Annotated in this window: 25 protein-coding genes, 1 tRNA gene and 3 pseudogenes; 14 read left to right on the plus strand and 15 right to left on the minus strand. The window is 74.8% G+C overall.

The features are described 5' to 3' along the window. Positions 1–216: 216 nt before the first annotated feature. From AB0947_RS29560 to AB0947_RS29590, 7 genes are all read right to left on the minus strand, one after another. Complete coding sequence (locus AB0947_RS29560) at positions 217–1,104, minus strand: Gfo/Idh/MocA family oxidoreductase (protein WP_366753406.1); 888 nt, start codon at positions 1,102–1,104, stop codon at positions 217–219. 35 nt (positions 1,105–1,139) lie between these two features. After that, positions 1,140–2,123, minus strand: coding sequence for an ATP-grasp ribosomal peptide maturase (gene tgmB / locus AB0947_RS29565; protein WP_366753407.1), 984 nt, complete (start codon positions 2,121–2,123; stop codon positions 1,140–1,142). 17 nt (positions 2,124–2,140) lie between these two features. Further along, positions 2,141–2,332: a putative ATP-grasp-modified RiPP gene (gene tgmA / locus AB0947_RS29570; protein WP_366753408.1), complete on the minus strand. Its 192-nt coding sequence runs from the start codon at positions 2,330–2,332 to the stop codon at positions 2,141–2,143. Positions 2,333–2,431: 99 nt separating this feature from the next. Then, positions 2,432–3,298, minus strand: a complete 867-nt coding sequence (locus AB0947_RS29575) for a fructosamine kinase family protein (protein ID WP_366753409.1) — start codon at positions 3,296–3,298, stop codon at positions 2,432–2,434. 43 nt (positions 3,299–3,341) lie between these two features. Beyond that, entirely contained in the window at positions 3,342–3,539 is a 198-nt protein-coding gene (locus AB0947_RS29580) for a hypothetical protein (RefSeq protein WP_366753410.1), read from the minus strand. A 239-nt stretch (positions 3,540–3,778) separates the two neighbouring features. Next, entirely contained in the window at positions 3,779–4,657 is an 879-nt protein-coding gene (locus AB0947_RS29585) for a hypothetical protein (RefSeq protein WP_366753411.1), read from the minus strand. Between the two features lie 109 nt (positions 4,658–4,766). Beyond that, positions 4,767–5,786: a hypothetical protein gene (locus AB0947_RS29590; protein ID WP_366753412.1), complete on the minus strand. Its 1,020-nt coding sequence runs from the start codon at positions 5,784–5,786 to the stop codon at positions 4,767–4,769. A 214-nt stretch (positions 5,787–6,000) separates the two neighbouring features. On the opposite strand from AB0947_RS29590, the gene AB0947_RS29595 reads away from it, so the two are divergent. Further along, positions 6,001–6,609 carry a hypothetical protein gene (locus AB0947_RS29595; protein ID WP_366753413.1) on the plus strand — a complete coding sequence of 203 codons (609 nt, stop codon included), beginning with the start codon at positions 6,001–6,003 and terminating at the stop codon, positions 6,607–6,609. Positions 6,610–6,760: 151 nt separating this feature from the next. Next, complete coding sequence (locus tag AB0947_RS29600) at positions 6,761–7,432, plus strand: class F sortase (RefSeq protein ID WP_366753414.1); 672 nt, start codon at positions 6,761–6,763, stop codon at positions 7,430–7,432. Between the two features lie 40 nt (positions 7,433–7,472). Here AB0947_RS29600 and AB0947_RS29605 read toward each other — a convergent pair whose 3' ends face one another. From AB0947_RS29605 to AB0947_RS29615, 3 genes are all read right to left on the minus strand, one after another. Further along, complete coding sequence (locus tag AB0947_RS29605; protein WP_366753415.1) at positions 7,473–8,639, minus strand: GDSL-type esterase/lipase family protein; 1,167 nt, start codon at positions 8,637–8,639, stop codon at positions 7,473–7,475. A gap of 48 nt (positions 8,640–8,687) precedes the next feature. Further along, entirely contained in the window at positions 8,688–9,260 is a 573-nt protein-coding gene (locus AB0947_RS29610; RefSeq protein ID WP_366753416.1) for a WHG domain-containing protein, read from the minus strand. A gap of 255 nt (positions 9,261–9,515) precedes the next feature. Continuing rightward, positions 9,516–9,866, minus strand: a complete 351-nt coding sequence (locus AB0947_RS29615) for a helix-turn-helix domain-containing protein (protein ID WP_366753417.1) — start codon at positions 9,864–9,866, stop codon at positions 9,516–9,518. Between the two features lie 61 nt (positions 9,867–9,927). On the opposite strand from AB0947_RS29615, the gene AB0947_RS29620 reads away from it, so the two are divergent. The 3 genes from AB0947_RS29620 (at position 9,928) to AB0947_RS29630 (ending at position 14,252) form a co-directional block, all read left to right on the plus strand. Beyond that, positions 9,928–10,815 carry an NAD(P)-binding domain-containing protein gene (locus AB0947_RS29620; protein WP_366753418.1) on the plus strand — a complete coding sequence of 296 codons (888 nt, stop codon included), beginning with the start codon at positions 9,928–9,930 and terminating at the stop codon, positions 10,813–10,815. Between the two features lie 386 nt (positions 10,816–11,201). Further along, positions 11,202–12,155, plus strand: a complete 954-nt coding sequence (locus AB0947_RS29625) for a LysR family transcriptional regulator (protein WP_366753419.1) — start codon at positions 11,202–11,204, stop codon at positions 12,153–12,155. 147 nt (positions 12,156–12,302) lie between these two features. Then, positions 12,303–14,252, plus strand: coding sequence for a collagenase (locus tag AB0947_RS29630; RefSeq protein WP_366753420.1), 1,950 nt, complete (start codon positions 12,303–12,305; stop codon positions 14,250–14,252). A 74-nt stretch (positions 14,253–14,326) separates the two neighbouring features. Here AB0947_RS29630 and AB0947_RS29635 read toward each other — a convergent pair whose 3' ends face one another. After that, positions 14,327–15,781, minus strand: coding sequence for a glyceraldehyde-3-phosphate dehydrogenase (locus AB0947_RS29635; RefSeq protein WP_366753421.1), 1,455 nt, complete (start codon positions 15,779–15,781; stop codon positions 14,327–14,329). A 157-nt stretch (positions 15,782–15,938) separates the two neighbouring features. On the opposite strand from AB0947_RS29635, the gene AB0947_RS29640 reads away from it, so the two are divergent. Beyond that, a complete protein-coding gene (locus AB0947_RS29640; RefSeq protein WP_366753516.1) occupies positions 15,939–17,165 on the plus strand; it encodes a hypothetical protein in 1,227 nt (408 codons plus the stop codon). Positions 17,166–17,208: 43 nt separating this feature from the next. On the opposite strand, the gene AB0947_RS29645 is transcribed toward AB0947_RS29640, so the two are convergent. Then, entirely contained in the window at positions 17,209–17,742 is a 534-nt protein-coding gene (locus AB0947_RS29645; protein WP_366753422.1) for an STAS domain-containing protein, read from the minus strand. A gap of 130 nt (positions 17,743–17,872) precedes the next feature. Between AB0947_RS29645 and AB0947_RS29650 the strand changes: the two genes are divergently transcribed. The 4 genes and pseudogenes from AB0947_RS29650 to AB0947_RS29665 all read left to right on the plus strand — a co-directional run. Further along, entirely contained in the window at positions 17,873–18,223 is a 351-nt protein-coding gene (locus tag AB0947_RS29650) for a helix-turn-helix domain-containing protein (protein WP_366753423.1), read from the plus strand. A gap of 403 nt (positions 18,224–18,626) precedes the next feature. After that, the gene (locus AB0947_RS29655; protein WP_366753424.1) at positions 18,627–19,319 is read left to right on the plus strand and encodes an alpha/beta hydrolase; all 693 of its coding nucleotides are present in this window, start codon (positions 18,627–18,629) and stop codon (positions 19,317–19,319) included. A gap of 424 nt (positions 19,320–19,743) precedes the next feature. Further along, complete coding sequence (locus AB0947_RS29660) at positions 19,744–20,064, plus strand: hypothetical protein (RefSeq protein ID WP_366753425.1); 321 nt, start codon at positions 19,744–19,746, stop codon at positions 20,062–20,064. A gap of 68 nt (positions 20,065–20,132) precedes the next feature. Further along, positions 20,133–20,521, plus strand: a pseudogene (locus AB0947_RS29665) (PP2C family protein-serine/threonine phosphatase); the annotation flags it as partial. A 68-nt stretch (positions 20,522–20,589) separates the two neighbouring features. On the opposite strand, the gene AB0947_RS29670 reads toward AB0947_RS29665, so the two are convergent. After that, the gene (locus tag AB0947_RS29670; RefSeq protein ID WP_189293137.1) at positions 20,590–20,928 is read right to left on the minus strand and encodes a helix-turn-helix domain-containing protein; all 339 of its coding nucleotides are present in this window, start codon (positions 20,926–20,928) and stop codon (positions 20,590–20,592) included. Between the two features lie 118 nt (positions 20,929–21,046). Between AB0947_RS29670 and AB0947_RS29675 the strand changes: the two genes are divergently transcribed. Further along, complete coding sequence (locus tag AB0947_RS29675) at positions 21,047–21,745, plus strand: alpha/beta hydrolase (protein WP_366753426.1); 699 nt, start codon at positions 21,047–21,049, stop codon at positions 21,743–21,745. Between the two features lie 73 nt (positions 21,746–21,818). Further along, positions 21,819–22,243, plus strand: a pseudogene (locus AB0947_RS29680) (MASE1 domain-containing protein); the annotation flags it as partial. Here the strand turns inward: AB0947_RS29680 and AB0947_RS29685 are convergent. Then, a complete protein-coding gene (locus AB0947_RS29685) occupies positions 22,224–22,586 on the minus strand; it encodes a hypothetical protein (RefSeq protein ID WP_366753427.1) in 363 nt (120 codons plus the stop codon). The pseudogene AB0947_RS29680 and the gene AB0947_RS29685 sit on opposite strands and share 20 nt — an antisense overlap. Before the next feature lie 133 nt (positions 22,587–22,719). On the opposite strand from AB0947_RS29685, the gene selA reads away from it, so the two are divergent. After that, entirely contained in the window at positions 22,720–24,123 is a 1,404-nt protein-coding gene (selA, locus tag AB0947_RS29690; protein WP_366753428.1) for an L-seryl-tRNA(Sec) selenium transferase, read from the plus strand. 203 nt (positions 24,124–24,326) lie between these two features. Further along, a pseudogene (locus AB0947_RS29695) lies at positions 24,327–26,060 on the plus strand (SelB C-terminal domain-containing protein); the annotation flags it as partial. A gap of 41 nt (positions 26,061–26,101) precedes the next feature. Here the strand turns inward: AB0947_RS29695 and AB0947_RS29700 are convergent. Then, positions 26,102–26,194, minus strand: a tRNA-Sec gene (locus tag AB0947_RS29700). Positions 26,195–26,199 lie beyond the last annotated feature (5 nt).

Consider the following 26,199-nt stretch of genomic DNA (forward strand, 5'->3'; position numbering starts at 1 on the left):
ACCGCGGCCAAGCTGCTGTACGGCGAGATCCCGCAGCTGGAGAAGGAGCTGGAGGCCGCCTCCGCCGCCGAGGAGGAGGTCGCCCGCGGCGGCGGCCCCACCTCGTACGGCCCCGCCTCCGGCTCGACCGCGTACGGCGCGGCCCCGTACCGCGGCCAGGGCAACGGCCGGCCGGGCAGCGCCTCGAAGGTGGTCCCGTCCCCGGCGCCGGGCCGGTCACTCCCCGCCGTCCGCCAGCCGTGCCTCCGCCGTGGCCAGGATCTCGGTGACCCGGAGGCCGAACGCGGCGTCGCAGGCGTGCGGGCGGCCCGTGCGGGCCGCCCGCACCAGCGCGTCGGCGGCCCGGGCGAGCGCGGGGACCGCTCCCTCGGAACTCCCCGGCAGGACCGTCACACCCGCCTCGCCGCGCAGTTCCACGTCGGCCCCGGCCGCCGCCGGCGGGGCCGTCAGGCTCAGCGTGAGGGTGCTCGACGCGCCGGTGGAGTGGTCGAGCACCAGGTGCACGGTGTCCGCCGGACCGTGCGCCGCCGCCACGACCTGCCGTACGTCGCCGAGGACCGGGAGCAGCACCGACAGGGCGTGCGGGCCGACATCCCACAGCGCGCCCTTCTCCCGCCGCCACGGCGAGGCCGCGAACGGGCTGTCGCTCGTGAACACCGCCCCCAGCCACTGCGCCCGCGCCGTGAACCAGCCCGCCACGGCCGCCTGTTCGTCGATCCAGGCCTCCGGCTCCTTCTGGAAGCGCGCGGTGAAGAACACCACCGACGCCACCCCGGCCTTCTCCACCGCCTCCACGACGGCCCGCCCCTGCGCGGCCGTCACCGCCAGCGGCTTGTCCAGCAGCAGATGGCGGCCCGCCCGGGCCGCCCGCACCGCCAACTCGGCCTGCACGGACGGCGGCAGGGCCACCGCGACCGCGTCCACGTCGGCCAGCAGCGCGTCCACGTCGGCGTACGCGGCGACGCCGTACTGCTCCGCGAGCTCCGTGGCCGCCTCCGGCCGGCGCCCCCACACCCCGGCGAACTCCAGGCCGGTGTGCCCGGCGAGGGCGGGGGCGTACGCCGCCTTGGCCCACGGGCCCGTTCCCAGCAGTCCGATGCGCATGTCGCGTTCCTTTCTCCGAGCCGATGCCGGCACCCTCACGATGCCGCGCTGCGGTCGCCGTCCGCGCACCCGCGGCCGGCACCGCCCTCGTCCGCCAGCCACCGGGCGATGGCCGCGGCGATCGGCTGACCGGTGTCCATCTCCACGAAGCCGAACTGGCCCGACTGGTTGCACTCCAGGAACCACCAGATCCCGTCGGCGTCCTCCGCGAAGTCGAATGCCCCGTAGGCCAGTTCCGCGCCCGCCATGTAGCGCCGCACGCCCTCGGCGACGCGCGGCGGCACGTCCGCGGGCAGCCAGGGGGAGACCGACGGGGCGAAGCGGACGTCCACGTCGTCCGGGTGGGCGTCCGGGTCGGCGGGCTTGCGCGCGGCCAGCAGCGTGCCGCCGACGACGGTGAGCCGGATGTCGGCCCGCTTGGCGATCCGCCGTTGCAGCAGGGTCGGGCCGAAGGCGACCGCCGTGAAGTCGGCGTCCGGCGCGACCCTGCTGGTCGGCACCGCCCGGGGCGGCTCCTGCGGGTGCGCTCCGGAGACCGGCTTGACCACCAGGTCCGGGAAGCGCTCCGCGAACTCCCGGGCTGCCTGCGGGAACGTCGTGATGAGCGTGGCCGGCACCGCGAGGCCGCTGCGCTGGGCCAGGCGCAGCTGCCAGGGCTTGTGCCGGGCCCGGCGCGCGGCGTCCGGGTGGTTCATCCAGCGGGCGTCGGTGCCGCGCAGCATGCCGTACAGCGCCTGCGAGGACTCCTCGGTCAGCCAGGCCGACGGCTGGGCGGCGCGGGCGGCCGGGTCGCCCGGTCTGCGCACCCAGACGGAGCGCAGACCGTTGATGCTCACCAGGCGCCCGCCGACGGACAGATGCCCCCGGCAGGCGCCCCGCACGTACTCGCCCGACAGCGCCACCCCGTTGGTGAGATCGGCGGGGTCGAGCCGGACGACGGGCACGCCCGCCTCGCCCAGCCGGAGGACCACCATGTCCGCCGTCACGTCCTCTTCACTGGTCAGGATGAGCACGGTCATCTGTGGAAGCCCGCGGGTCAGTCGTCGAAGTGCGTCTTGGAACCGGCGGTCGAGGTCGTGGTCCCGAGTGCTCTGAGGGTCGCGTGGTCGGTGGCGGCGATCCGCCCGTCCGGGAGGACGTTCAACTGCAGTCCGGAGTCGTACGCATACGGAGCGGTGACGTCCAACTGCACTGTGGGCCGCGCGTAGTTGAGCGTGAACGGTTGCATGGTCTCTCCCTGATTCGGCCTTCACGTCCTTATACGAGTCGAACGGGTGATTGGTTTCCTCACGGTGCGTGAGCACGCTTCGGAGGCATTCCTTCGGGGTCATCGCGCGAGCGCGTCCCGTGCCGCCGCCAGCGCCTGTTCGGCGTATCCCCGCCCGAACAGCACCGCGTGCACCAGCAGCGGGAAGAGCTGGTGCAGCCCCACCCGGTCCCGCCAGCCGTCGGCCAGGGGCGCCGCTTGCCGGTAGCCGTCGAGGACGCGGTCGAGCTGGGGGCAGCCGAACAGCAGGAGCATCGCCAGGTCGGTCTCCCGGTGTCCGCCGTGCGCGGCCGGGTCGATCAGCCGGACCTCGCCGTCCGCGCCCCACAGCACGTTGCCGTTCCACAGGTCGCCGTGCAGCCGTGCGGGCGGCTCGGCCGGCCCCGCTAGCTCGGGCAGCCGCGCGCAGAGCTGTTCGAACACCGCCGCCTCGCCCGGCCGCAGCGTGCCCCGGTCGACCGCGCCGCGCACGTACGGCAGCACGCGGTGCTCGGCGTACCAGCGGGGCCAGTCGGTGCCCGGCGCGTTGCGCATGGGGGCGAGGCCGATGAAGGCGTCCTCGGGCCCGCCGGGCGGCGGTGCCCCGAAGCGGGGTGCGCCGGCCGCGTGCAGCGCGGCCAGGGCCTGGCCGAAACGCAGTGCCGCCGCGGGGTCCGGGGAGCCGGTGGGAACTCGCTCGGTCACCATCCAGTGCTCGTCGTGCCCGAGCACCGCCGGTACCCGGACCGCGTCCGCCGCGGCCAGCCAGCGCAGCCCCGCGACCTCGGCGCGCACCGCCCCGGGGCCGTCGCCCCGCTTGACCATCACCGGTGTCCCGCCGTCCAGCAGCACTTCGGCGGGCGAGCCCGAAGACCGCCGGGCCCCGCTGACCGGGCGCCCGGTCAGCCGGGCCGCCACCTGTCCTGGATCCTCGTCTCGGTTGACCACGGCCCCAGCGTACGACCCCCGTCGAGGCCGCTCACCAGGCGATTCACGCGGTGGTACGGCTGTTCTCGGCCGAAGCCGGGCGGTCGCTGCCCGTACCGGCCCCGCCCGCCGTCACCTCGTCGCGGTCGCGGACGCCCTCGACCTGTACACCGCCGCGCACCCCGCCGACGCCCTGTGGCCCCTGGTGCTCACCGGCCAGCGTGCTCGTCGACCTGTCCGGCGTCGGCTTCCCGGACTCCACCGGGCTCACCTGCCTGATCGCGGTCTACCGCACGGCCCGCACCGGCGCCCGCCTGGCGCTGACCGCACCAGGGAACGCATACGGTGGATGCTCGCGCTGACCGGTACGTCTGGTGCGGGGGGCGCCGCGTCACCGCACCGGGGCCCTGGGCGCCGGCGCCGTACCCCCGCCCGCGTCCCCCCGGCGCTGCCGGCCCTCGCACCCGCCGCCCCGCCGGGCACGTCCCCGGCCCGGCGCCCTCAGCCGCCGACGGGGTACGTCACCCGGGTCAGCCCCACCGGGTTCCCGGGCGGCAGCAGGCCCGACCCGTCGACCGTGCGGGCCAGCGGCTCCAGCAGCGCGGCCAGCCGCCCCGTCCGCTCGGTGCCCAGCGCGGTCCACGGTTGCCCGGCCGCCGCGTCGGTCAGCGCCTCGGCCTCCGCCCGCAGGGCCTCGCCCGCCGGCGTCGGCGTGCCGTCCGCCGTGAGCCGGCCGTCCGCGCGCAGCCGGGCCACGGCCGCCGCCCACTCGTCCCGCGGCCACTTCCGGGTCTCGCGCAGCAAGGCCCCGTCGGACTCGCCGGCCGCCGCCTTGAGCACCATGGCCTCCACCGGTCCGAGGCCCAGGCCGACCAGCACCGCCACATGGGAGTCGCCTCGCTGCTCGCGCAGGGTCGTCAGGGCCTGCCACAGGCGGGCGGCCGGCTTCCGCGGCCGTTCCAGCGCCTGGTTGGCGGCGCCGAGCACCCGGCCCGCGGTGTCCGCGCCCGCGGCGGCCTCCCAGGCGAGGTCCGCGGCCTCCGCGAACGCGGCGGAAGCGACGGTGTCCGCCCCGAACAGGCGGGTCATCGCCGCGTCCATCGCCTCCAGCCGGGCCGTCAGCGCCTCCGCCGGCGTGGCGTACGACCAGGCGTCCGGCAGCGCCCGCGCGACCCGGGCCGGATGGAAGACGTAGAAGCAGCTCGTCACCACGGCCGGGGACACGGTGCCGAGCGGGGCGGCGCGCAGCGCGAAGTAGCCCATCCAGAACCCGCGCAGTCCCAGGTCGTCGGCGGCCCGGCGCGCCTCCGGTGCGAAGTACACGAGGCCGTGCACCGGCTCGTACCGCTCCCACAGGGCCCGTGCCATCCCGTCCGCCATTGCTTCCTCCCACCGCGTCGGCCACGACGTGCTGTCGGCACCAGCCTGCGTTATGACAGTCGTCATAACAAGAGGGCGGAGGCAGGCGGAGGAGGGCCGTCACGAGGGCTCACCGGGCGGGGACCCGGATCCGGCCGACGGCGTTGCCGAGCAGTTCCGTGAACCACACGGTTCCGCCGGGCCCGGCCGTCACCCGCAACGGCACCTTCTCGCCGCCGTCCGGCACCGGGAAGGTGGTGACGGCGCCGGTCGCGGTGATCCGGCCGACGCGGCCGGCCTGGTCGGCGTACCAGACCTGGCCGTCGGGCCCGCGCGCGATGCCGCCGGGCAGGCTGTCCGCACCGGGCAGCGGAAACCGGGTGACGTGCCCGGAGTAGTCGACGCGGAGCACCGCACGCCCGCCGGACGCGGTGAGCCACATGCCGCCCGGCCCGGCGACGATGCCACCGGGGAAGCCGGAGGCCCCGCCGGGCAGCGGGAACTCCGTGAGCCGCCCGGCGGGCGTGATCCGCCCGACCTTGCCGCCGCTCAGTTCGGTGAACCACAGCGCGCCGTCGCCGCCCGCCGCGATGGAGTGGGGGGAGGCGTCCGGGGTGGGCACCGGGTACTCGGTGATCCGGCCCGCGGTCGTGATGCGGCCGATCCGGTTCCCGGCCGCCTCGGTGAACCACAGCGCCCCGTCCGGGCCCGGCGCGATCCCGTCCGGGCCGCTGCCGGCCGCCGGCAGCGGGAACTCGGTGAGCGGCCCGGCGGGAGTGACGCGGCCGATCCGCCCGGCGGTCGTCTCGGTGAACCACAGGGCCCGGTCCGGACCTCGGACGATTTCCGACGGACCGGTGTCCGGGCCGGAGGTCGGGACGTCGGTGACCGTGCCGTCGGCCGCCATCCGCCCGATCCGCCCGGCGCCGTGCTCCGCGAACCACAGCGCGCCGTCCGGACCGGCGGTGATGCCGACGGGCTCGGCACCGGCCGCCGTGGTCACCGGATACTCCGTCACCGTCTCCGCCCCGGCGCGGGCGGGAGGGGCGCCGGCGGTGAGGGCGGTGAGGGCGGTGACGGCGAGCAGGGCACCGGCCCGCCCGGCGGCCGGCCGCAGGCCCCGTCGCCCGCGGCGGGTGTTCCTGGGCATGGGCTGCCTCCTTCGGGCGTACGGCCGCGTCGGCGGTTGAGCCGGACGAGGGGCCCCGGAGCCGGTGCGCTGGGGCAGACGGGTGGCGTGGTGACCCGGCTGGGCGGCTCGGATGGTGGGAGTCAGGGGCCTCACTGACGGTGGTTCATGTCGGGGCCGGGTCCATCCAGCTGATGAGGTATCCGCTGCCCGGTCACGGCGGAAGGACATCACTATGCGCTCTGCCCGCATGCTCGTGGCAACGGCGGCTGCCGCCGCCGCCCTATCCTTCGCCGCACCCGGCGCCGCGTTCGCCGTGGCGGCCGGGCACGACAGCGGCGGCCGGGACGGCTCCTCGTACAGCAAGGAGCAGGACAACGGCTCCGACGAGGACGAGGGATCCGACGGCGACCAGGACAAGGGATCCGGCGGCGACCAGGACAAGGAGTACGGCAACAAGCGCGGCGGCGGCGGGGAACACGACCGGCCGCGCGGCGGAATGCACACGGGTGGCGGAGCTCTCGCCACGCTGCGCAGCGAGGGCTGGAGTTCGGGCGGCGACAGCCGGTTCGACCCCGAGAGCTACCGCGACAAGGACGAGGGCGGGAGCGAGAAGGGCGACAAGGGCGACCGCGGTGAGAAGGGCGAGAAGGGCGACCGGGGCGACAAGGGTGACAAGGGCGACTGGGGTGACGACCACGACAAGCCGCGCGGTGGCATGCACACCGGTGGCGGCGCGCTCGCCGCGCCCGGTGTCACCGCGGGCGGTCTCGCCGTCCTGGCCGTAGGCGCCACCGGTGCCTTGGCGCTGCGCCGCAGGAAGGCCGCCCAGCCGGCGTCCTGACGGGCCGTACGTCCCAGGGGCTGCGGACGCCGCCGGCGCGCCCCCGCGCCGGCGGCCCGCGCCCCCTGCGCCCCCGCCCCGGACGCCGGTCCCGGCGCCGTCTTCCCCGCCCTGATCCCCGTGCTGCCGTGCCCGAGTGAGGTGGTGTCCGATGGCAGCAGATCCCTCTTCCCCGACCCCGTCAGGACCGGCAGCGGACGAGCAGCGCGCCGGCTACGGCGGGCGGCTGACGCTGTGGGGTGTGGCGGCCGTCTTCCTCGCCGTCAACATGTTCGGCGGTCACCCGCAGCCGGACGACAAGCCGGAGGCGCACCCGGCCACGGGCACCTACGCCCCGCCCGCGGCCGACTCGCGGCAGCCCGACGAAACGCTGCCGAGGTCCGCACCGACCCGGCTGCGCATCCCGAAGATCTCCGTGGACGCCCCCTTCACCACGCTGGAGCTCGGCGACTCGGGCCAGTTGCAGCCGCCGCCCGCCGCCGACACCAATCTCGTCGGCTGGTACGCCGACGGGGCCGCGCCCGGTGAGCCGGGCACCGCGATCATCGCCGGACACGTCGACACCGTGACCTCCCCGGCCGTCTTCGCCGACCTCGACCGGCTGGAGCCCGGCGACCGCTTCTCGGTGCAGCGGGCCGACGGGCGCACGGCGCAGTTCGTCGTGGACAGCGCCGAGACCTTCGCCAAGGACGACTTCCCCAGCGAACGGGTGTACGCGGACGCGTCGCGCCCCGAGGCCCGGCTCATCACCTGCGCCGGGGACTACGACCGCACGGTGCGGGACTACACCGACAACCTGGTGGTCTTCGCGCACCTGGTGTGAGGGGGTTTCCGGCGCGCGCCGGGGCGCCGGTCCCCGCCGGTCAGGCGGCGCGGTCCGCGAAGGGCCCGTCCCCGGCGAACGCCAGCGCCGCGAACCGCTCGCCGATGCGGCGGTGACCGGCGGCGTCCGGGTGGAGGCCGTCGGGCAGCGGCAGCTCGGCGAAGTCGGCCTCCCCGTACAGCTCGCGGCCGTCCGCGTAGTGCAGGGCCGGGTCCCCGGCCGCCCGTTCGCGCACGATCCGGGCCAGCTCCTGCCGGACGACCTCCAGGGTGAGCTTCCCGGCCGCCCGCTCGGCCGGATCGCCGGCGGCCCGGTACCGCAGGCGCCCCTCGCCGAGGGCGGTCGGGTCCATGACGGTGGGACCGGGCGTGTCCTCGTGCAGCGGGCACAGCACCGGCGAGACGACGAGCAGCGGGGTGCGGGGGTGCCCCTCGCGGACGGTGTCGAGGAAGCCGTGCACGGCGGGGCCGAAGGCGCGCAGCCGCATCAGGTCGGTGTTGACCAGGTTGATGCCCAGTTTGACGCTGATCAGATCGGCGGGCGTGTCGCGCAGCGCCCGCGCGGTGAACGGGTCGAGCAGCGCGCTGCCGCCCAGCCCGAGGTTGACCAGCTCCACCCCGCCCAGGGCCGCGGCGAGCGCCGGCCAGGTGGTGGTGGGGCTCGCCGCGTCCGAACCGTGGCTGATCGAGCTGCCGTGGTGCAGCCACACCCGGCGGCCCCGGTCCGGTACGGGCTCGACGGGGGCGTCGGCGCGCAGCGCGACCAGCTCCGTCGTCTCGTTGTGCGGCAGCCAGATCTCCACGTCCTTGACGGTGCCCGGCAGGCCCGTGAAGCGCACGGTGCCCACCGGGCCGGGCCGGTGCTCGGCCGAGCCGGTGCCCAGGTCGATGGTGAGGGTGTCGCCCTCGGTGAGGGAGGCGCTGCCGGCCGGCCGTCCGTCGACGAGCAGGTCGTACACGCCGTCCGGGCGCGGCGGTGCGCCGGCGTACACCCGCTTGGTCGGCACGGTGTCCAGCTCCACGGTGGTGGCGCGGGTGCGCAGCGCCAGCCGTACGCCGGAGGGCTGGGACTCCGCCAGGGCCAGCTGGGGGTCGGCGCACTGGGCGCGGGCCCGGGCGGGCAGCCGGTGCGGCAGCAGGCCGCGCGCGGTGCGCTCCAGTTCGAGGGCACCGCGTATCAGGCCGGCGGTGAGGGGGATGGTGAGCATCGTGTCTGCCTGCGTTTCGAGGGGGATCGCCGTGGGGGAGCCGCGCGGTCAGGGCTGGGCGGGCCAGTCGCGCAGCAGGGAGTCGAGGGCGTCCAGGATCCGGGTCCAGGACTCCTGCGGGTCCGGCGCGCTGTGGCTGAAGCCGCCGGCCGCCTCCAGGCTGACGTAGCCGTGGAAGACGCTGCCGAGGAGGCGGACCGCGTGGGTCTGGTCCGGCTCGGTCAGGTCGTAGCCGCGCAGGACCGCCCGGGTGAGCTGCGCGATCCGCACGCCCGCGCTGCCGGCCGCCGTCTCGGCGTCCAGCGGGTGCCGGGCCGCCGCGTAGCGGCCGGGGTGCGCGCGGGCGTAGTCGCGGTAGACGTTCGCGAAGGCGCCGAGTGCGTCCTTGCCGGACCGGCCGGCCAGGGCCTCGGCGGCTCGGTCGGCCAGCTCCGCGAGGGCGAGCAGCGCGATCCGCGTCTTGAGGTCCTGCGAGTTCCTCAGGTGCGAGTACAGGCTCGCGACCTTGACGTCGAACCGCCGGGCCACCGCGGACACCGTCACCTGGTCGAAGCCGACCTCGTCGGCCAGCTCCGCGCCCGCCCGCACCAGGCGTTCGGTGGTCAGCCCCGCACGCGCCATCACTGTCTCTCCCGTCTGCCGGAAAGCCATTGTGCAGCTTCCTAAAGCCTTTAGGCAAACAGGATAGTCATTTAGGTCGACTCGGCCGCCCGCCAGGAACTCCCTCAGGAGCGGGCACGGTGCCGAACGCCCACTTATTTGTGGGTACTTGGCAGCTCACGTCCGTCCGGGAGAAGCTGTTTCCCGAGGCCGGGGGCCGCCGGAGAACGGACGGGAGGCGACAGCGGCAGCGGCCTCAGCATGTCGCGGCGCACCTCAGGAGGCCGCTTCGCGCTCGCGGAGCCGCTCCAGGCGCCGGTGGCCCCACTCGGCCAGCGGGTCCAGCGCCGCCGCCAGATCGCGGCCGAACCCGGTCAGCGAGTACACGGTCTTCGGCGGCAGCACGTCGTGCGCCTCCCGGTGCACCAGACCGTCCTCCGTCATCTCGCGCAGCGCCTGGGTCAGCACCTTCTCGCTCAGCCCGGGCAGCCGGCGGCGCAGTTCGGCGGGCCGGTGCGGGCCCGACTCCAGCAGCCACAGCAGCGACGTCTTCCACTTGCCGTCGATCACGGCGATCGCCGTGGTCACTCCACAGACGTTCGGGTCCTGGGCACGGCCGCGCGTCATCCTCGTCCTCTTCGTTTCCGTCGCGTCTCTTGTTCTTCCTTACCGACCAAGGAGCTGCAACATGTCCACACCTTCCGGTCTTCCTGCCGTCACGGTGCTCGGTCTCGGCCCGATGGGCCGCGCGCTGGCGGGCGCCTTCCTGACGGCCGGGCTGCCGACCACGGTCTGGAACCGCACACCGGGCAGGGACCGGGAGCTGACCGGGCGCGGGGCGAACGCCGCCGGGTCGGCAGCGGATGCGGTCTTTGCCGCCGAGCTGACCGTCGTCTGCGTGATGAACCATGACGCCTCCGACGCGGTCCTGCGCCCTGCCGACGTCACCCGCGCGCTGGAGGGCCGTACCGTCGTGAACCTGACCGCCGGCACCCCGGAGCGTGCCCGGGACACCGCGCAGTGGGCGGCGGCCCACGGCATCGGCTACCTGGACGGCGCGATCATGACGCCGGCGCCCAGCATCGGCACCCCGCAGGCCGTCTTCCTGCACAGCGGCCCGCGCGACCTCTACGAGCGGCACCGGCCGGTGCTGGAGGCGCTCGGCGGGACGCACACCCACCTGGGCGAGGAGATCGGGCGCGCCGCCACCTACGACATCGCGCTGCTCGACATCTTCTGGACCGCGATGGCGGGGTACGCGCACGCCGTGGCCGTCGCCCGCGCGGAGGGCGTCACCGCCGGGGAGCTGGCCCCCTTCGCCCGGGGCATCGCCGCGATCCTGCCGCCGCTCTTCGAGAAGTTCGCGCAGGACGCCGACAGCGGCACCTACTCCGGCGAGATCAACCCCGTCACCTCCGCCGCCTCCACCATGGCCCACGTCATCGACGTCTCCGAGTCCCACGGCATCGACGCGGGCGTCATGCGGTCCGTGGAGGGGCTGGCCCGCCGTGTCATCGGCCTCGGCCACGGCACGGACGGGTTCATGCGGGCGGCGGAGGTGCTGGGCCGGCACTGAGGCGGTGCGCCCAGGGTGAGGAGGCTCGCTCTCGTCCGGCGGGAGCCGGTGCAGGGCTGCCGCTGCCCGCGGAATCTCCGCCGCGCCGAGTCGGCGTTCCGGCACGGGCGCCTGCCGGCGGGATGTCCGCCGGCTCGGGCTCCTGCCGGCGCGGACGTCGAGGTGCGGCCGGGGCCCGGACGCCGGGCGTCCGAGGAGTGGGCCGCCTCGCGGCGCGGCGGCCGCCGGCAGGCGTCCGTGCCGGCGGATCTGCGGCTTGTGTCCGGGAGGGCACAATGGAACGCTGCGGTCCGCCGGTCGTGAGCGCGGCCGGCGACGGCTGGGGCGGACCGGAGTGATCGGCGGCCGGTGCGCGGGCGCACCGGGAACCGGCGGGGAGTGGAGCGATGGAGCTGGAGCTGCGGCACCTGCGGGTGCTGTGCGCGATCGCCGACGCGGGCAGCGTGGGCCGTGCCGCCGCGCTGCTGGGCTACTCGCAGCCGGCCGTCAGCACCCAGCTGCGGCGCATCGAACGCCACCTCGGCGAGCCGCTCTTCGAGCGCGGTCCCGGCGGGGTCCGGCCGACCCGGTACGGCGCCGAGGTCGTCGAGCAGGCCCGGGACGTCCTCGCGCGGGCCGCCGCGATCGGGCACCGTCCGCCCGCCGACCGCCCCCGCCGCCCCCTGCGCGTGGCCGCGACGAACTCGCCCATGCTGTCCGGCACGGTCTCCCGGGTCCGTGCGCGGCTGCCGGAGCTCTCCCTCTCGGTCACCAGCGTCTACGCGTCCTCGCGGATCGTCGAGCTGCTGGAGGAGGGCGCGGTGGACGCGGCCATCGCCGCCGACTACCCGGGCATGGAGCTGCGGCACTCGGCCGCCGTCCGGCACCGCGGCATCGTCACCGAGCCCACCTTCGTCGCCCTGCCCGCCCGGCACCGGCTCCGGCAGAGCGCCCAGGTCCAGCTCGCCGACCTCGCCGAGGACGCCTGGTTCGTGACCCCGGACGACGGGGCCGGCTGGCCGGGGGTGTTCTACGACGCCTGCGCCGCGGCCGGGTTCACCCCGATGACCGTCCACGAGTGGCTCGGTGACCAGACCCAGCTGCAGAGCATGATCGCCGATGGTCTCGGGGTGTCCCTGGTGCAGCCGACGCTGCGGCCGATCCCGCACGTCACGGTCAAGCCGCTGGTGGGCTCCCCGCTGTGGTGCCGCTATGTGCTGGCCTGGCGGCCGGCCACCGTCACCGACGACGTCGTGGAGACGGTGTTCCGGTCCGCCACGGACGCGTACCGCGACCTCGTCGTCCAGGCCCCACACCTGCGCACCTGGGCCTCGCGCACCTGGAGCGCCACCGGGACGTAGCGGCGGGTCACGGGTGCGCCGCGATGTTATGAGCGCTCGGTGCCATGTGCTATGTCACACGCCATTGTTGGCGGGTGCGGCGCGCTGAGACAGTCCCTCACACGCCTCGCACCCCACAGAGGCGCATCCCTTCGTGGAGGAATCCCGATGCGCTATCGCTTCGCGCTGCCCGGACGCGTGCCGAGGGGCACGGCCGGCCGCATCGCCGGCGCCGCCGCCGTCTGCGTCACCCTGGCCGGCCTGCTGTCCACGCCGGCATTCGCCGCGCCCCGCCCGCACACCGCCCCGGCCACCGCACCCCGGGCGCACCTGCCCGTGCCGTCGCCCGCCGCCGCGTCCACCGTCGCGACCGAGTACCCCGCGACCCAGGCCAGGAGGCTCAGCCCGGCCCAACTCCCGCCTCGGCAGCCCGCGTTCGCGCAGAGCACAGGGCCGCGTACGGCGACGGCGGCCTCCTGCGCCCCGGCCGACTTCGGCAGCCGTACCGGCTCCGCCCTCGTCTCCTACGTCAGGGCCGCGACCCCGGACTGCGTCGACACGCTCTTCGCGGTCACCGGCACCGACGCGCGCGCCGTCTTCCGCCAGGCCCAGATGCTGAGCGTCGCCCGGGCGTTCACCCGCACCGCCGGGCGGTACCGGGGCGACAACTCCGGCGGCCTGCTGCAACTGGTCCTCTTCCTGCGCGCCGGCTACTACGCGCAGTTCAACCACCCCGGGGACGTGGGCCCGTACACCTCCCGCCTCACCACCGCCGTCACGAGCGGCATGGACACCTTCTTCGCCCGCGCCCACTCGCGTGACGTCACGGCGGCCAACGGCGACATCCTCGGCGAGACCGTCATCCTGACCGACAGCGCCGACCGGCAAGGCCGCTACCTGGACGTCTACCGGCGGCTGCTGAACGATTACGACAGCTCCTACGACGCGGTCGGCAGCATGGTCAGGGCCGTCAACGACGTCTACACCCCGCTGTGGCGCGGCAACTGGAACCCGGCGTACGTGCGGGCGGTCGAGGACGACCCGCGGATCGCCGGCACCCTGCACGACTTCGCGCTGGCCAACACCGGCCGGCTCGGCACCGATCTGGCCTACCTGGACTCCAACGCCGGGATGAACCTCGCCCGTTACACCGAGCACCCCGGACTGCGGGACAGCGTACGCCCGTTGGCCAAGGACCTGCTGGACCGGACGGCGGTCACCGGCCCGACGGCCGCGCTCTGGGTGGCCGTAGCCACCCAGGCGGACCACTACGACTCGGCCGACTGCGACTACTACGACGTCTGCGGCCTGCCGGAGAAACTGGACAAGGCCGTTCTGCCCGTCACCCGGCACTGCGACGCCGATGTCACCCTCCGCGCCCAGGCGCTCACCGCCGCCGACCTCGACGCCGCCTGCGCCAGCGTGCTCCGCCAGGACGCCTGGTTCCGCTCGGTCGTGGGGGCCGACGGCGCGATACCCGGCCAGTACGCCTCCACGGTCCGGCTCGTGGTGTTCGCGAGCCGCGCCGACTACCAGACGTACGCCGGCGCGATGTACGGCATCAGCACCGACAACGGCGGCATGACGCTGGGCGGCGACCCGGCGGACCCGGCCAACCAGCCGGTGTCGGTCATGTACCAGAAGGACCACGACGACGGCTTCCCGGCCCGGATCTGGAACCTCAACCACGAGTACACGCACTTCCTGGACGCCCGCGACGACATGCGGGGCGACTTCGCGCGGCAGATCTCCGTACCGGACGTGTGGTGGATCGAGGGCATCGCCGAGTACGTCTCCTACGGCTACCGCGGTCTCGCCGACGACCAGGCGGTCCAGGAGGCCGGCCGGCACACGTACCGGCTGAGCACCCTGTTCGACAGCACCTACGACAACAGCGACGTGACCCGCACCTACCCGTGGGGCTACCTCGCCGTGCGCTACATGGTCGAGCGGCACCCCGACGACGTCCGGCGCATGCTCGCCCGCTTCCGCGTCGGTGACTACGCCGGCGGGCACGCCGTCTACCACGACGGCATCGGCACCCGCTACGACGGCGACTTCGACCAGTGGCTCACGGCGTGCGCCGCGGGCGCGTGCGGCGGGCCCGTCCCGGCCTGAGCGCACCCGCCCGGTGGAGCGGCCGCCGGCCGGGGTCCCGGCCGGCGGCCGTACGCGTCACCAGGGCCCGGGGATCAGACCGCCGGCGCGGGGTACGTCGGGTACTCCACGCCCGACACGTGCTGGACGACGCGGACGACCTGGCAGGAGTAGCCGAACTCGTTGTCGTACCAGAGGTAGAGGATCGCGTTGTCCCCGTCCACCTTCAGCGCGCCGGCGTCCACGATCGAGGCGTGGCGCGAGCCGATGAAGTCGCTGGAGACCGCGTCGGGCGCCGTGATGAAGTCGATCTGGCGCTTCAGCGGCGAGGTCAGCGACACCTCGCGCAGGTAGTCGTGGACCTCCTCGCGGGTGGTCTCGCGGGCCAGCTGGAGGTTGAGGATCGCGATCGACACGTCCGGCACCGGGACGCGGATCGAGCTGCCGCTGATCTTGGCCTTGAGGCCGGGCAGCGCCTTGGCGACGGCGGAGGCGGCGCCGGTCTCGGTGATGACCATGTTGAGCGGCGCGGAGCGGCCCCGGCGCTCGGACTTGTGGTAGTTGTCCAGCAGGTTCTGGTCGTTGGTGAACGAGTGGACGGTCTCCACGTGGCCGCGCAGCACGCCGTACTCGTCGTCCATCGCCTTCAGCGGCGGGACGATCGCGTTGGTGGTGCAGGAGGCGCAGGACAGGATCTGCTCGTCCGGCTTGATGGTGTCGTGGTTGACGCCGTGCACGATGTTGGGGACGTCGCCCTTGCCCGGCGCGGTCAGCACGACCTTCTCGATGCCGGGGCGCAGGTGCTTCGACAGGCCCTCGCGGTCGCGCCACTTGCCGGTGTTGTCGATGAGGATGGCGTCCCGGATGCCGTACTCGGTGTAGTCCACGTGCGACGGGTCGTCGGCGTAGATCACCTTGACGGCGTTGCCGTTGGCGACGATCGTGCTGCTGTCCTCGTCCACGGTGATGGTGCCCTGGAACTGGCCGTGGATGGAGTCGCGGCGCAGCAGCGAGGCGCGTTTGACGAGGTCTTCGGCGGCCCGGCCGCCGCCGCCGCGCACGACGATGGCCCGCAGCCTGAGGCCGTTGCCCGAGCCGGCCTTCTCGATGAGCAGGCGGGCGACGAGCCGGCCGATGCGGCCGAAGCCGTACAGCACGACGTCGCGCGGCTCACGGCGCTCGATCTTGTTCGCGCCGGTGGCTCCGGCAACCGCCTCCGCGGTGAACTCCGCCACGCTCAGGCCGCGCTCGTCGGTCTGGTAGGTGGTGGCCAGCATGCCGAGGTCGATCTGCGACGGACCGAGGTCGAGGGCCGTCAGGGCCTGGAGGAACGGCATGGTCTCGGTGACCGACAGCTCGGCGCCGGCGATCTGCCGGGCGAAGCGGTGCGTCTTCAGGATGCTGACCACCGACTTGTTCACCAGGGAGCGGCTGTGCAGCAGGACCGTCACGTCCCGTTCGCGGTGCAGCTTCCCGATGAGCGGGATCATCGACTCCGCGATCTCCTCGCGGATCTTCCAGTTGGTGAACGAGTCGTCGTTGACAGTCACAGATCCATCTTTCGAGCTAGGCAGCGCTCATATGATAACCACACCCTTTGAGGGGCCCTTTTGAGGGGGTGAGCGGTGTCTGAGACGCGTCCGGACGCGTGAAAACCGGGGGCGGGGCGGCGGAAACCCGGGTCGCGCGTTGCACCTCCCCACCGGTGTGCCCAAGGTCGACGCCGTGAGCACCTCCTCCGTCCCCCGGCCCGAGCCGACGGCGCCCTCCGGGCCCCTCGGGCGCCTCCGGCCGCCCCGGCCGGCCGGACCCGGCCGGCCGCAGGGCGTCCTGCCGGCGCTCGTCCTGTTCGCGGCCGTCCGGCTCGCCGGGATCCTCACGGTGATCCTCGCGAACGCACTCCGGGGACACCCGCTGGTCAGGAACCTGGCCCACTCCTGGGACTCCCGCTGGTACCTGCACATCGCCGGCCACGGCTACGGCCGCCTCGTCTGGATCTCCCCGGAGGGCGCCGTCCAGACCGACTGGGCGTTCTTCCCCCTGTATCCGGCGCTCATCCGAGCGCTGACCACCGTCCTGCCGCTCACCCCGGGCCGGTCCGCCCTGCTCATCGCCTGGACGGCCGCGGTCGTGGCCGCGTACGGCGTCTACCTCGTCGGCCACCACCTGTACGGCAGGGGTGTCGCCACCACCCTGGTCGCCCTGTGGGCCGCCCTGCCGCACGCCGTCGAGCTGACCATCGCCTACACGGAGTCGCTGTTCGCCGCGCTCGCCGCGTGGGCGCTGTACTGCGTGCTCAGGGGCCGCTGGCTGTGGGCCGGAACCCTGGCCGCGCTGGCGGGTCTGGCGCGGCCCAGCGGATTCGCGGTGGCGGTGGCCGTCGTCCTGGCCGCCGGGCAGCAGGTGCTGCGGCAGCGCGGCCGGGCCCCGGCGCGGCTGTGGGCCGGGGCGCTGCTGGCCCCGGTGGGCTGGCCGGCCTACGTGCTGTGGGTGGGGAGCCGTACGGGAGACCTCCTCGGCGGCTACTTCACGGTCCAGCGCGCCTGGGACTCCCGCTTCGACTTCGGCGCCGGCTCGCTGCGCTTCCTCAAGTCCCTGCTCCTGCACGGCGGGGCCGTCGTGTACCCGGCGGCCCTCCTGGTCGTCGTGGCGGGCGTCCTGCTGTTCGCCCTGCTCTGCCTGGACCGCCCCCCACTGGCCCTGGTCGCCTTCTCCGGCGTCCTGGTCCTGCTCGCGGTCGGCGGTTCCGGCTCCTTCTCCTCCAAGCCGCGGTTCCTGCTGCCGGCCTTCCCGCTGCTCGTGCCGGTGGCCCGCGCACTCGCCCGTACGTGGTGGCTGCGTCCGCCGGCGGCGATGGTCGTCTACGGCGCCCTCGCCCTGGTCTCCCTGCTGTTCGGCGCCTATGTGACGGCGGTGGCGCACTCCCCGCTGTGAGCCGCCGGCGCGGCCGTGTGAGCGGTTCCCCCGGGACCTGGTCTCAGCACCGCGGGGTCTGGCGGCATCCGATCCCGTCCGCGTGGCCCTGGGCGGACATGGTGCCCGGTGACGGTTCCGGTTTCGGCGAGGGGGTGGTGGCCGGGCCGGGGTGGCGCAGTTCGATGTGCGGCGGGTCCGGCGGCGTGAACAGCTCCTGCGCTCCGAGGAGGCCGAGCAGCCTGTCGAGCATGGGGCTGCCGACACGGATGACGACCGTCTTGCCCTGGCTGCCGGCCCGCTGCCGCAGCTCCATCAGGACGCCCAGGCCGGCGCAGTCGCAGAAGCCGAGCCCGCCCAGGTCCAGGTCGAGGCCGCGCTTCGACGTGGCGAGCGCTTCGTACAAGCCGGGGCGGAGCCGGCTCGCGGAGTCGCAGTCCAGCTCACCCAGGATCCGGACGCGGACCCGGTCCCCGATCGGCGTGCAGGAGGCGGTGGCCAGGCCGGTCGGCAGGGTCGCGTCCGGGGCCTGCCGGCTTCGCGGGCGGGGCAGATCGGCCCCGCCCGCGAGCCGGGGCCGGTGGATGCTGTTGTACATGGCTTGCTCCCGCCTGTGTGCGCAGGGACTGGACTCAACGTTGCCCCCTCACCCTGATGTACGTCAACTAATACACGAATGGCAATACGTGTTTTTGGGTGCATGAAAGTTTTGTCGGTAGACTCGGGGCATGGATGGAGTGCCTGAGTCGCACAGCGGGTGGACCTTCCTCACGAACCATGCCCGCGTACTTGCGGCCATCGCGGACAACCCACACGCGCGCATACGCGACATCGCCGCGCGCTGTCGGCTCACCGAGCGCGCTGTGCAGAAGATCATCGCGGATCTGGAGCAGGATGGTTACCTGTCTCACACCCGGGAGGGGCGAGGCAACACCTACCGGATCGATCCCAGCAAGACCCTGCGGCATCCGGCCGAAGCCGGAATCGGCCTGACGGTGGCGTCGCTCCTGTCGATGCTCGTCCAGGACGAGGCGGAACGTTCGGGTCAGAGCGATTCGACCAGTGTGATGACCGCCTGAGCGCGGCCGCCGCACTCCGGCCGGGACCGGGCCGGTCGAAGCCGGGTCCGTCCGCGCCGGCGGTTCGGCGTGCCCCGGCGGGCTCGGCCGGGGCGCAGGGCAGGGCCCGAGCCGCCGTGCCGGCCGTCGCGCGGTCAGGCCCCGCGCCGTGGCGTACTCCGGCATGCGCCGGATCGCCCGGGGCCGGGGCGAGTGGGTGAAAGCCACCGGGCGGCCGGTGGCCGCCGTCCGGATGCCCCGGGCCGGACGTGCCGGTACGCCGACGTGCGGACACGGGCCCGCGCCACCCGGATTCCCGCGTCACGCGCGGGACGAGGGACGCCGGCCGGCCACCGGTGTGGCGCGGATCCGGCACGCGCCGTGATGACATGATCGGCCGGAGGACGACGGGGAGGCGGCGCCGATGAGGCTGCACACGCACGAGTGGGGTACCGGCGACCGGATCGCCGTCCTCGTGCACGGAATCATGTCCGACCACCGCACCTGGCACCGGGTCGCACCGGTCCTCGCCGGCAAGGGATACCGGGTCGTCGGCGTGGACCTGCGCGGGCACGGCGCGAGCGGCCGGGGCGAGTACAGCCCCGAGGCCTGGGCGGGCGACCTCGTCGACACCCTGCCCGAGCGGCCGGAACTGGTGATCGGCCACTCGCTCGGGGCCTTGGCCCTGGCCGGCGCCGTCGAACGGCTGGTGCCCGCCCGGGCCGTCTACTGCGATCCCGCCTGGGACATACGGCCCAGGGTGGTCGAGGCGTCCGCGTACTTCGCCGTCTTCAAGTCCGCGAACCGCGCGATGGTCAAGAGCCTCAATCCGCGCTGGGACGAAGCCGACGTGGACGTGGAAATGGCCACGCTCGCCGACTGGGACCCCGCCTCGGCCCGGGTCCTGCCGGGCATCTACGCGGTCAGCCGGACACCGGCGCGCCCGGTGGTGCCCTCCCTGGTGGTCCTGGCCGGCGCCGGCGACCTCCTGCGGCCGGGCCTGGACGAGGAGCTGGTGCGGCGGGGCTTCGAGGTCCGGACGGTCGAGGGAGCCGGGCACTGCGTCTACCGTGACGACTTCGACGGCTTCATGGGCGCGCTCGACGGCTGGATCTGAGGGGCCCACGCCTCCCCGGGGAGTGTGCGGAACGGTCAGCGCGGGTTGAACACCACGCTGGCGAAGCGGGCGTTCGCGGGCGCCGACCGGCCGGGGGCGAGCCGCAGCGCCGCCCCCCGGCACTTCTTCCTCGGGTAGACGACGAGCGGCTTCCTCGTCCCGTTGCGGGCGCCGCGCGCCTCCTGGGCATGGGCGTGGCCTTCCTGACACGGGCGAGTCCTGCGTCGAGCGGGGCGGGGGAGAGGCGGTCCGAGGGGCCGCGGCCGTAATCTCCCACCCCGCCGCACCGGGCCCCGGAGCCGACATGGGCACGTCCACCGTCCGGGCGACGCCGGCGGTACCCGGGGTGGCGCGTCCCGCCGCCCGCTGTGCGAAGTCCGCGAATCGGGGTAGACGGGCGTACGCCCGAGGAAAGGACCGTCTCATGACGACCTACGTGATCAGCGTCCCTGGCACCTTCACCACCGGGATCGAGGCCGACACCCGCACCCGGCTGGCCCAGGCGCTCCGGCCCGCCGATCCGCACGGCACGCACATGGGCAGCGCGGAGGACCTGGACGCGCTCAGCGTCAACGACGACAACACCTTCACCCTGCGCCTGACCGTGGACGCGGACACCGGCCGGAACGCAGAGGAGGAGGCCCGCAGGCTCGCGGACTCCGCGCTCCAGCAGGCGGGGCTGGACGAGCGGGCGGCACCGCTCGGGCCCGCGGTGATCACCGGCATCGACTCCGAGGTCCGCTGACGGCACGTACGGCCAGGACACCGGGCGGGCCGGGGCCGGGCCCGCCCGGCCATTTCGTCGGAAGTGATGCCGTCGCCCTCCAGCGCGGCATGCTCCCCCGGGACCTGCCGGCCGCGCCCGGAGTCCACCTCGCGGTGCGGTACACCCCCGCCAACCTCGTTTTAACGTGGGCGGCGACTGGTACGACGCCTTCACCCTGCCCGACGGCCGGACCGGGCTGGCCATCGGCGACGTACAGGGCCACGACATCGAGGCCGCGGCCTTCATGGGCCAGGTCAGGGCCGGACTGCGGGCGCTCGCCTCGGTCACCGGCGATCCCGGGGAACTGCTGGCCCGCACCAACGGCCTGCTGCTCTTCCTGGGCGGCGACCTCTTCGCCACCTGCACCTTCATGCGGCTCGACCCGGCCACCGGGGTGCTGGAGAGCGCCCGGGCCGGTCACATCCCGTTCGTCTGGGGTCGTGGGCCTGGACGGCCCGGCCGCCCTGGCCTGATGACCACCCGTGTGCGCGGCCTCTTACTCGTTCAGCGGTTGTCGTAGGCCGTGCGAGCGGCGTCGATGTGCGGCAGGTGCGTGATGCTCCATTCGAGCAGCGGCGCGGTGGCCTCGCGCAGGCTGCGGCCCATCGCGGTCAGTTCGTAGCTGACGTGCGGCGGCATGACGTTGCGGACCGTGCGCGTCAGGATCCCGTCGCGTTCGAGGTCGCGCAGCGTCACGGTGAGCATGCGCTGGCTGATGCCGTCGATGGCCCGCTTCAGTTCGGTGAAGCGCAACGGCCCGTCCTTGAGCATGCGCACGATCAGCAGCGCCCACTTGTCCCCGACGATCCCGAGGACTTCGCGGGCCTGGCACGGGTCCTGCACGGTTACCTCCTGAGAACCGGGGCACCGAAAAGTGCCGTATTGCCCGGGGAGCGTCGTGGGGATCACGATGTTCGCGGTTACCAAAGAGTACCGGGGCACGAGGAGGAACCACACGACCATGACCACATTCCTACTGGTACACGGCGCCTGGCACAGCGGGCGAAGCTGGGACCGGGTGGTCCCGCTGCTGGAGGCGGCCGGGCACCGGGCGCTCGCGCCGTCGCTGACCGGCCACGGCGACAAGGCACACCTGCTGAGCCCCGAGATCGGGCTCAGCACCCACATCGACGACGTCGCCGGCCTGATCGGGGACGAGGACCTCCACGACGTCGTGCTCGTCGGGCACAGCTACGCCGGGATGGTCATCTCCGGAGTCGCCAACCGGGTCCCGGAGCGGATCGCGCATCTGGTGTTCCTCGACGCGATGGTCCCCGAAGACGGCGAGAGCGCCGTCGACGTCCTCCCTGTCACCAAGCAGCTCATCGACCACGCCGTGGACGGCTGGCGGGTTCCGCCGATGCCCGAGCAGCCGCCGCCGCTCGGCTTGTTCGGCGTCACCGATCCCGACGACCTCGCCTGGCTGCGCTCGATGCTGTCGGACCAGCCGGTGCGGTGCCTGCGGGAGCCAGTCAAGCTGGACGACCCGGCCGCGCGTACGATCCCGCGCACACACATCCACTGCGTCGAGGGCCGGCCGGCGGGCATCACCCGGCGTCCCGTCCCGGCAGGCGAACGAGTACGCGAGCTGCCGACCGGCCACGACTGCATGATCACCATGCCCGTCGAACTCAGCGCGCTGCTGCTCGAGACGGTTTAGACGTGCCGTCCCGGGACGTCGGTGACACGCGTGCCGGGTGCTTGAACAGGTGAGGGCCTTCTCTGGGATCGGTGTGCAGCCGGTCCCGTTTCGAGGAGCTGCGCCGGTGGCCGTCCAGCTGCCGGCCGTCGCCGCCTGCTACTACGCGGCGGCCCGGCTCGGTCTGCTGCGCCGGCTGACCGTCGAGGGCGCCGTCGTCACCCCGATCTGGCCGCCGACCGGCGTGGCCGTCGCCGCGCTGCTCATCCTGGACCTGCGCTGCCGGCCCGGCATCACGCTCGGCGCCTTCTTCTCCGTCCTGTCCCTGACCGCACCCGGACCCGACGTGCTCGGCATCCTCCTCGGCAACACCGCCGCACCACCGCCGCACCCCTGTGCGCGGCGGTGCTGCTGCGCCGGGCCGGGTTCCGCACCGACCTCAGCCGGCTGCGCGACGGCCTCGCCCTGGTGTTCCCTGGGGCGCTGGGCGCCATGCTGGTCAGCGCGTCCGTCGGCGTTCGGAGCGGTTCACCGGCCCCTCGTCGTCGCTGCCCGGCTCCGCGGCCGGCGTCCCCGCCGACGTGGTGCGGTGCTCACGGGACGGCGGGTGGGCGGCACCGGCGGCGCCGGGCTGGCCGCCACCCGTCGTGCCGTAGCCGCCGGGAATCCCCGGCGGTGTGTCCGCGGCGGCCTGCGCCTCGCTGATGTGCCGCCGGGCCCGGACGTTCGCCCGGCGCTCCGGGTACGGGTAGTCGAACGGCTGGGACGCGGCGCGCTCGCGGTCCGCCTCGCGCTGCCGGCGCGCGGCCCGCTCGGCCGCCGTCGCGTTCTCGTCCTGTCGCTTGTCCTCATGGTCCTTCATGCGGCGCCGGGTACCCGGGCGACGGCCACCGCCAACGTCCGTTCCGGCGTGTCGGACGGCCCGCCGGGGGCACTGGGAGACGATGGGCCGAGTCCGTACGGGCACAGGGCCGGACCGGGAGGACAAGGGCGGAATGGAACAGCGGCCGGCAGCAGGGGGGACAGCCGAGGACGGCCCGCGCGGCGCGCCCGTGACCACGGACCCGCCCCGGCAGCGGGACGCGGCCGGCGACGCGCGCCGCCGCATCCCGCGCACCGACGCCCTGCTGCGCGACCCCCGGCTCGCCGAGGCGGTGGAACGGCTCGGCGCGCACCGGGTGAAGGCCGCCGTACGGCAGGCGCAGGAGCGGGCCCGCGCGGGCGGCATCCCGCCCGAACAGGTTCCGCGGACGGCCCTGGACCTGCTGCCCGGCACCGCGAGCGGGCTGCGCCCGGTGCTCAACGCCACCGGCGTGCTGCTGCACACCAACCTCGGCCGGGCCCCGCTGTCCGAGGCAGCCCGGCGGGCCGTGCGGGAGGCGGCCGGTCCCACGGACGTCGAACTTGACCTGACGACCGGTGTCCGGGCCCGCAGAGGACGCTCCGCGCTCGCCGCCCTGCGCGACGCGGTGCCGGCCGCCGGCGCCGCGCACGTCGTCAACAACGGCGCCGCCGCCCTCGTCCTCGCCGCCACCGCCCTCGCGGCCGGCAGGGAGATCGTCGTCAGCCGGGGCGAGATGGTGGAGATCGGCGACGGCTTCCGCCTGCCCGACCTGCTCGTCTCCACCGGCGCACGGCTCCGCGAGGTCGGTACCACCAACCGCACGGTCCCCGCCGACTACGCATCCGCCATCGGGCCGGACACCGGGTTCGTGCTGAAGGTCCACCCGTCCAACTTCCGGATCACCGGCTTCACCCGGTCCGCCGAGGTCGCCGAGCTCACCGGCCTCGGCGTGCCGGTCGTCGTCGACATCGGCTCCGGGCTGCTCGCGCCCCACCCGGCCCTGCCCGAGGAGCCCGACGCCGACACCCAGCTGCGCGCCGGTGCGGCGCTCGTCACCGCGAGCGGCGACAAACTGCTCGGCGGACCCCAGTGCGGGCTGCTGCTCGGCCGGGAGGACCTGGTCCGCGCCCTGGCCCGGCACCCGCTGGCCCGTGCCCTGCGCGTCGACAAGCTGACCCTGGCCGCCCTGGAGGCCACCCTCACCGGCCCGCCCACCCCGACCGCGCTCGCCCTCACCGCCGACCCGGCCCTGCTGCGGGCCCGCGCCGGCCGGCTGGCCGCCGGGCTGGCCGCCGAGGGGATCGACGTCCTGGCCGTCGAGAGCGCCGCGACGGTCGGCGGCGGGGGCGCCCCCGGCGTCACCCTGCCCAGCGCCGCCCTCTCCCTGCCCGAACCGTACGCCGCCGCGCTGCGCACCGGCTCCGCCCCGGTCGTCGGCCGTCTGGAGACGGGGCGCTGCCTGCTGGATCTGAGGGCGGTGCCACCGCAGGACGACGACCGGCTGGCCGGGGCCGTACGGGCGGCGCGGGCCGCCGTGGAAGGGCGGGGGCGGTGATCCGTGCGGCGCGGGGGACACGGTGCCGGGTCCGCGCGGAGGGACGAGGGGCGCCGATGGCCCCGTGGAAGCGTGGACGGTGTGATGCTGGTCGTGGTGGGGCGCGGAAGGCCGGCCGGCACGCCCCGGTGCCCGCGTGAGGTGAACGGCGCGGCGCCGAGCGTCCGGGGCGGGACGCCGGCCCCCTGCGAACGGGAGGTGTGATGCACGTTCTGGCCACCGCCGGGCACGTCGATCACGGCAAGTCCGCGCTGGTCCGGGCCCTCACCGGGATGGAGCCCGACCGGTACGAGGAGGAGCGGCGCCGCGGGCTCACCCTGGACCTGGGCTTCGTGTGGACCCGGCTCGGCACGGACCACCTCGCGTTCGTCGACGTACCCGGTCACGAGCGGTTCGTGCCGACCATGCTGGCCGGTGTCGGCCCCGTACCCGCCGTGCTGTTCGTGGTCGCCGCCGACCAGGGCTGGCAGCCCCAGTCGCAGGAGCACCTCGCCATCCTGGACGCGCTCGGCGTCCGCCACGCGGTCCTCGCGGTGACCCGCAGCGACCTCGCCGACCCCGAGCCGGTCCGCGCCGACGCCGTCGAGCGGCTGGCCGGCACGTCCCTCGGCAAGGTGCCGCAGGTCGCGGTCAGCGCGGTCACCGGCGCGGGACTGGACGACCTCCGCGCCGAACTGGCCCGGATGGCCGCCGAGCTGCCGGCGCCCGACACCGAGGCCGACGTACGCCTCTGGCTCGACCGGGCGTTCACCGTCCGGGGCCACGGGACCGTGGTGACCGGCACCCTCGGCGCGGGCACCCTGCGCGTCGGCGACCGGCTGGTCACCCCGGACGGATCGGCCGTGCGGGTGCGCGGCCTGCAGAGCCTGCACGAGGAGCGGACGGCCGTCGGCGCGGTGGCCCGCGTGGCCGTGAACGTCCACGGCCGGCAGGACGCCGCCCTGGGCCGCGGCCAGGTGCTGCTCACCCCGGACCGCTGGCTGAGCACCGAGGTGGCCGACGTACGGGTCACCGGGGAGCCGGTGGCCGACCTGCCCCGGAACGTCACCCTGCACATCGGGACGGCCGCCGTGCCGGTGACCGTCCGCCCGCTCGGCCCGGACACCGCCCGGCTCACCCTGCGCCGCGGGCTGCCCCTCCGGGTCGGCGACCGCGCGGTGCTGCGCGAACCCGGCGGCACCCGCCCGCCCTGCGGCGTCACCGTCCTCGACGTACGGCCGCCCCGGCTGACCCGGCGCGGCGCCGGCCGGGCCCGCGCGGCCGAGCTGGAGACGATGACCGGCCGTCCGGACGGCGCCGCCGAACTGCGCCGCCGCAAGCTCGTCCGCCGCGCCGACCTGCGGGCGATGGGCGTCCCGGCGCCCGCCGACCCCGTCGCCGGGGACTGGCTCGCCGACGCGGCGCACTGGAGCCTGCTGAAGGGCCGGCTGGCCGGCCACGTCCTGGAGCACGCCCGCGCCCACCCGCTGGACCCCGGCCTGCCCGCCGAGGCGGCCCGCCGGCTGCTCGGCCTGCCCGACCGCGCCCTGGTCGACGCGCTGGCGGCGGCACAGCCCCGGCTCCGGGCGGGACAGGGCCGGCTGTACCCCGCCGACAGTCCCGGACCGGCCCTGCCCGCACCCGTCCGCGCCGCCGTGGACGCCCTGCGCCGGGACCTCGCCCGCACCCCGTTCCGCGCACCCGAGGCCGGGCGGCTCGCCGAACTGGGTCTCGACCGCCGGGCGTCGGCCGCCGCCGAGGCAGCGGGAGCCCTGCTCCGGATCGCCGACGGGATCGTGCTGCTGCCCGGGGCGGACGCCGACGCCGCCGCCGTCCTGCGCGCGCTGCCGCAGCCGTTCACGCTCAGCGAGGCGCGGCGCGCGCTCGGCACCACCCGCCGGGTGGCCGTACCGCTGCTGGAGTTCCTGGACGCCCGCGGGTACACGGAACGCGTCGACGACCAGCGCCGGCGCTGCCGTACCGCGCCGGGGGAGGGGGACGGAGGCGGACGGGAATCGAACCCGCCTGCCCGAGATCCTCGGGCACCTCGGTTTTGAAGACCGGGAGGGCCACCAGGCACCCACACGCCTCCACCGC

It is taken from the genome of Streptomyces sp. NPDC047841, assembly GCF_040704085.1.
Lineage (GTDB): Bacteria > Actinomycetota > Actinomycetes > Streptomycetales > Streptomycetaceae > Streptomyces > Streptomyces argyrophylli.

Bases quoted from the DNA above. Each gene is read 5' to 3' on its own strand.
- AB0947_RS29610 (WP_366753416.1), bottom strand. From the start codon at position 9,260: ATGGCGCGTGCGGGGCTGACCACCGAACGCCTGGTGCGGGCGGGCGCG.
- AB0947_RS29585 (WP_366753411.1), bottom strand. From the start codon at position 4,657: ATGGCGGACGGGATGGCACGGGCCCTGTGGGAGCGGTACGAGCCGGTG.
- tgmA (WP_366753408.1), bottom strand. From the start codon at position 2,332: ATGCAACCGTTCACGCTCAACTACGCGCGGCCCACAGTGCAGTTGGAC.
- AB0947_RS29650 (WP_366753423.1), top strand. From the start codon at position 17,873: ATGGATGGAGTGCCTGAGTCGCACAGCGGGTGGACCTTCCTCACGAAC.
- tgmB (WP_366753407.1), bottom strand. From the start codon at position 2,123: ATGACCGTGCTCATCCTGACCAGTGAAGAGGACGTGACGGCGGACATG.
- AB0947_RS29645 (WP_366753422.1), bottom strand. From the start codon at position 17,742: ATGTACAACAGCATCCACCGGCCCCGGCTCGCGGGCGGGGCCGATCTG.
- AB0947_RS29620 (WP_366753418.1), top strand. From the start codon at position 9,928: ATGTCCACACCTTCCGGTCTTCCTGCCGTCACGGTGCTCGGTCTCGGC.
- AB0947_RS29660 (WP_366753425.1), top strand. From the start codon at position 19,744: ATGACGACCTACGTGATCAGCGTCCCTGGCACCTTCACCACCGGGATC.
- AB0947_RS29655 (WP_366753424.1), top strand. From the start codon at position 18,627: ATGAGGCTGCACACGCACGAGTGGGGTACCGGCGACCGGATCGCCGTC.
- AB0947_RS29590 (WP_366753412.1), bottom strand. From the start codon at position 5,786: ATGCCCAGGAACACCCGCCGCGGGCGACGGGGCCTGCGGCCGGCCGCC.
- AB0947_RS29600 (WP_366753414.1), top strand. From the start codon at position 6,761: ATGGCAGCAGATCCCTCTTCCCCGACCCCGTCAGGACCGGCAGCGGAC.
- AB0947_RS29595 (WP_366753413.1), top strand. From the start codon at position 6,001: ATGCGCTCTGCCCGCATGCTCGTGGCAACGGCGGCTGCCGCCGCCGCC.
- AB0947_RS29560 (WP_366753406.1), bottom strand. From the start codon at position 1,104: ATGCGCATCGGACTGCTGGGAACGGGCCCGTGGGCCAAGGCGGCGTAC.
- AB0947_RS29685 (WP_366753427.1), bottom strand. From the start codon at position 22,586: ATGAAGGACCATGAGGACAAGCGACAGGACGAGAACGCGACGGCGGCC.
- AB0947_RS29675 (WP_366753426.1), top strand. From the start codon at position 21,047: ATGACCACATTCCTACTGGTACACGGCGCCTGGCACAGCGGGCGAAGC.
- selA (WP_366753428.1), top strand. From the start codon at position 22,720: ATGGAACAGCGGCCGGCAGCAGGGGGGACAGCCGAGGACGGCCCGCGC.
- AB0947_RS29625 (WP_366753419.1), top strand. From the start codon at position 11,202: ATGGAGCTGGAGCTGCGGCACCTGCGGGTGCTGTGCGCGATCGCCGAC.
- AB0947_RS29615 (WP_366753417.1), bottom strand. From the start codon at position 9,866: ATGACGCGCGGCCGTGCCCAGGACCCGAACGTCTGTGGAGTGACCACG.
- AB0947_RS29630 (WP_366753420.1), top strand. From the start codon at position 12,303: ATGCGCTATCGCTTCGCGCTGCCCGGACGCGTGCCGAGGGGCACGGCC.
- AB0947_RS29605 (WP_366753415.1), bottom strand. From the start codon at position 8,639: ATGCTCACCATCCCCCTCACCGCCGGCCTGATACGCGGTGCCCTCGAA.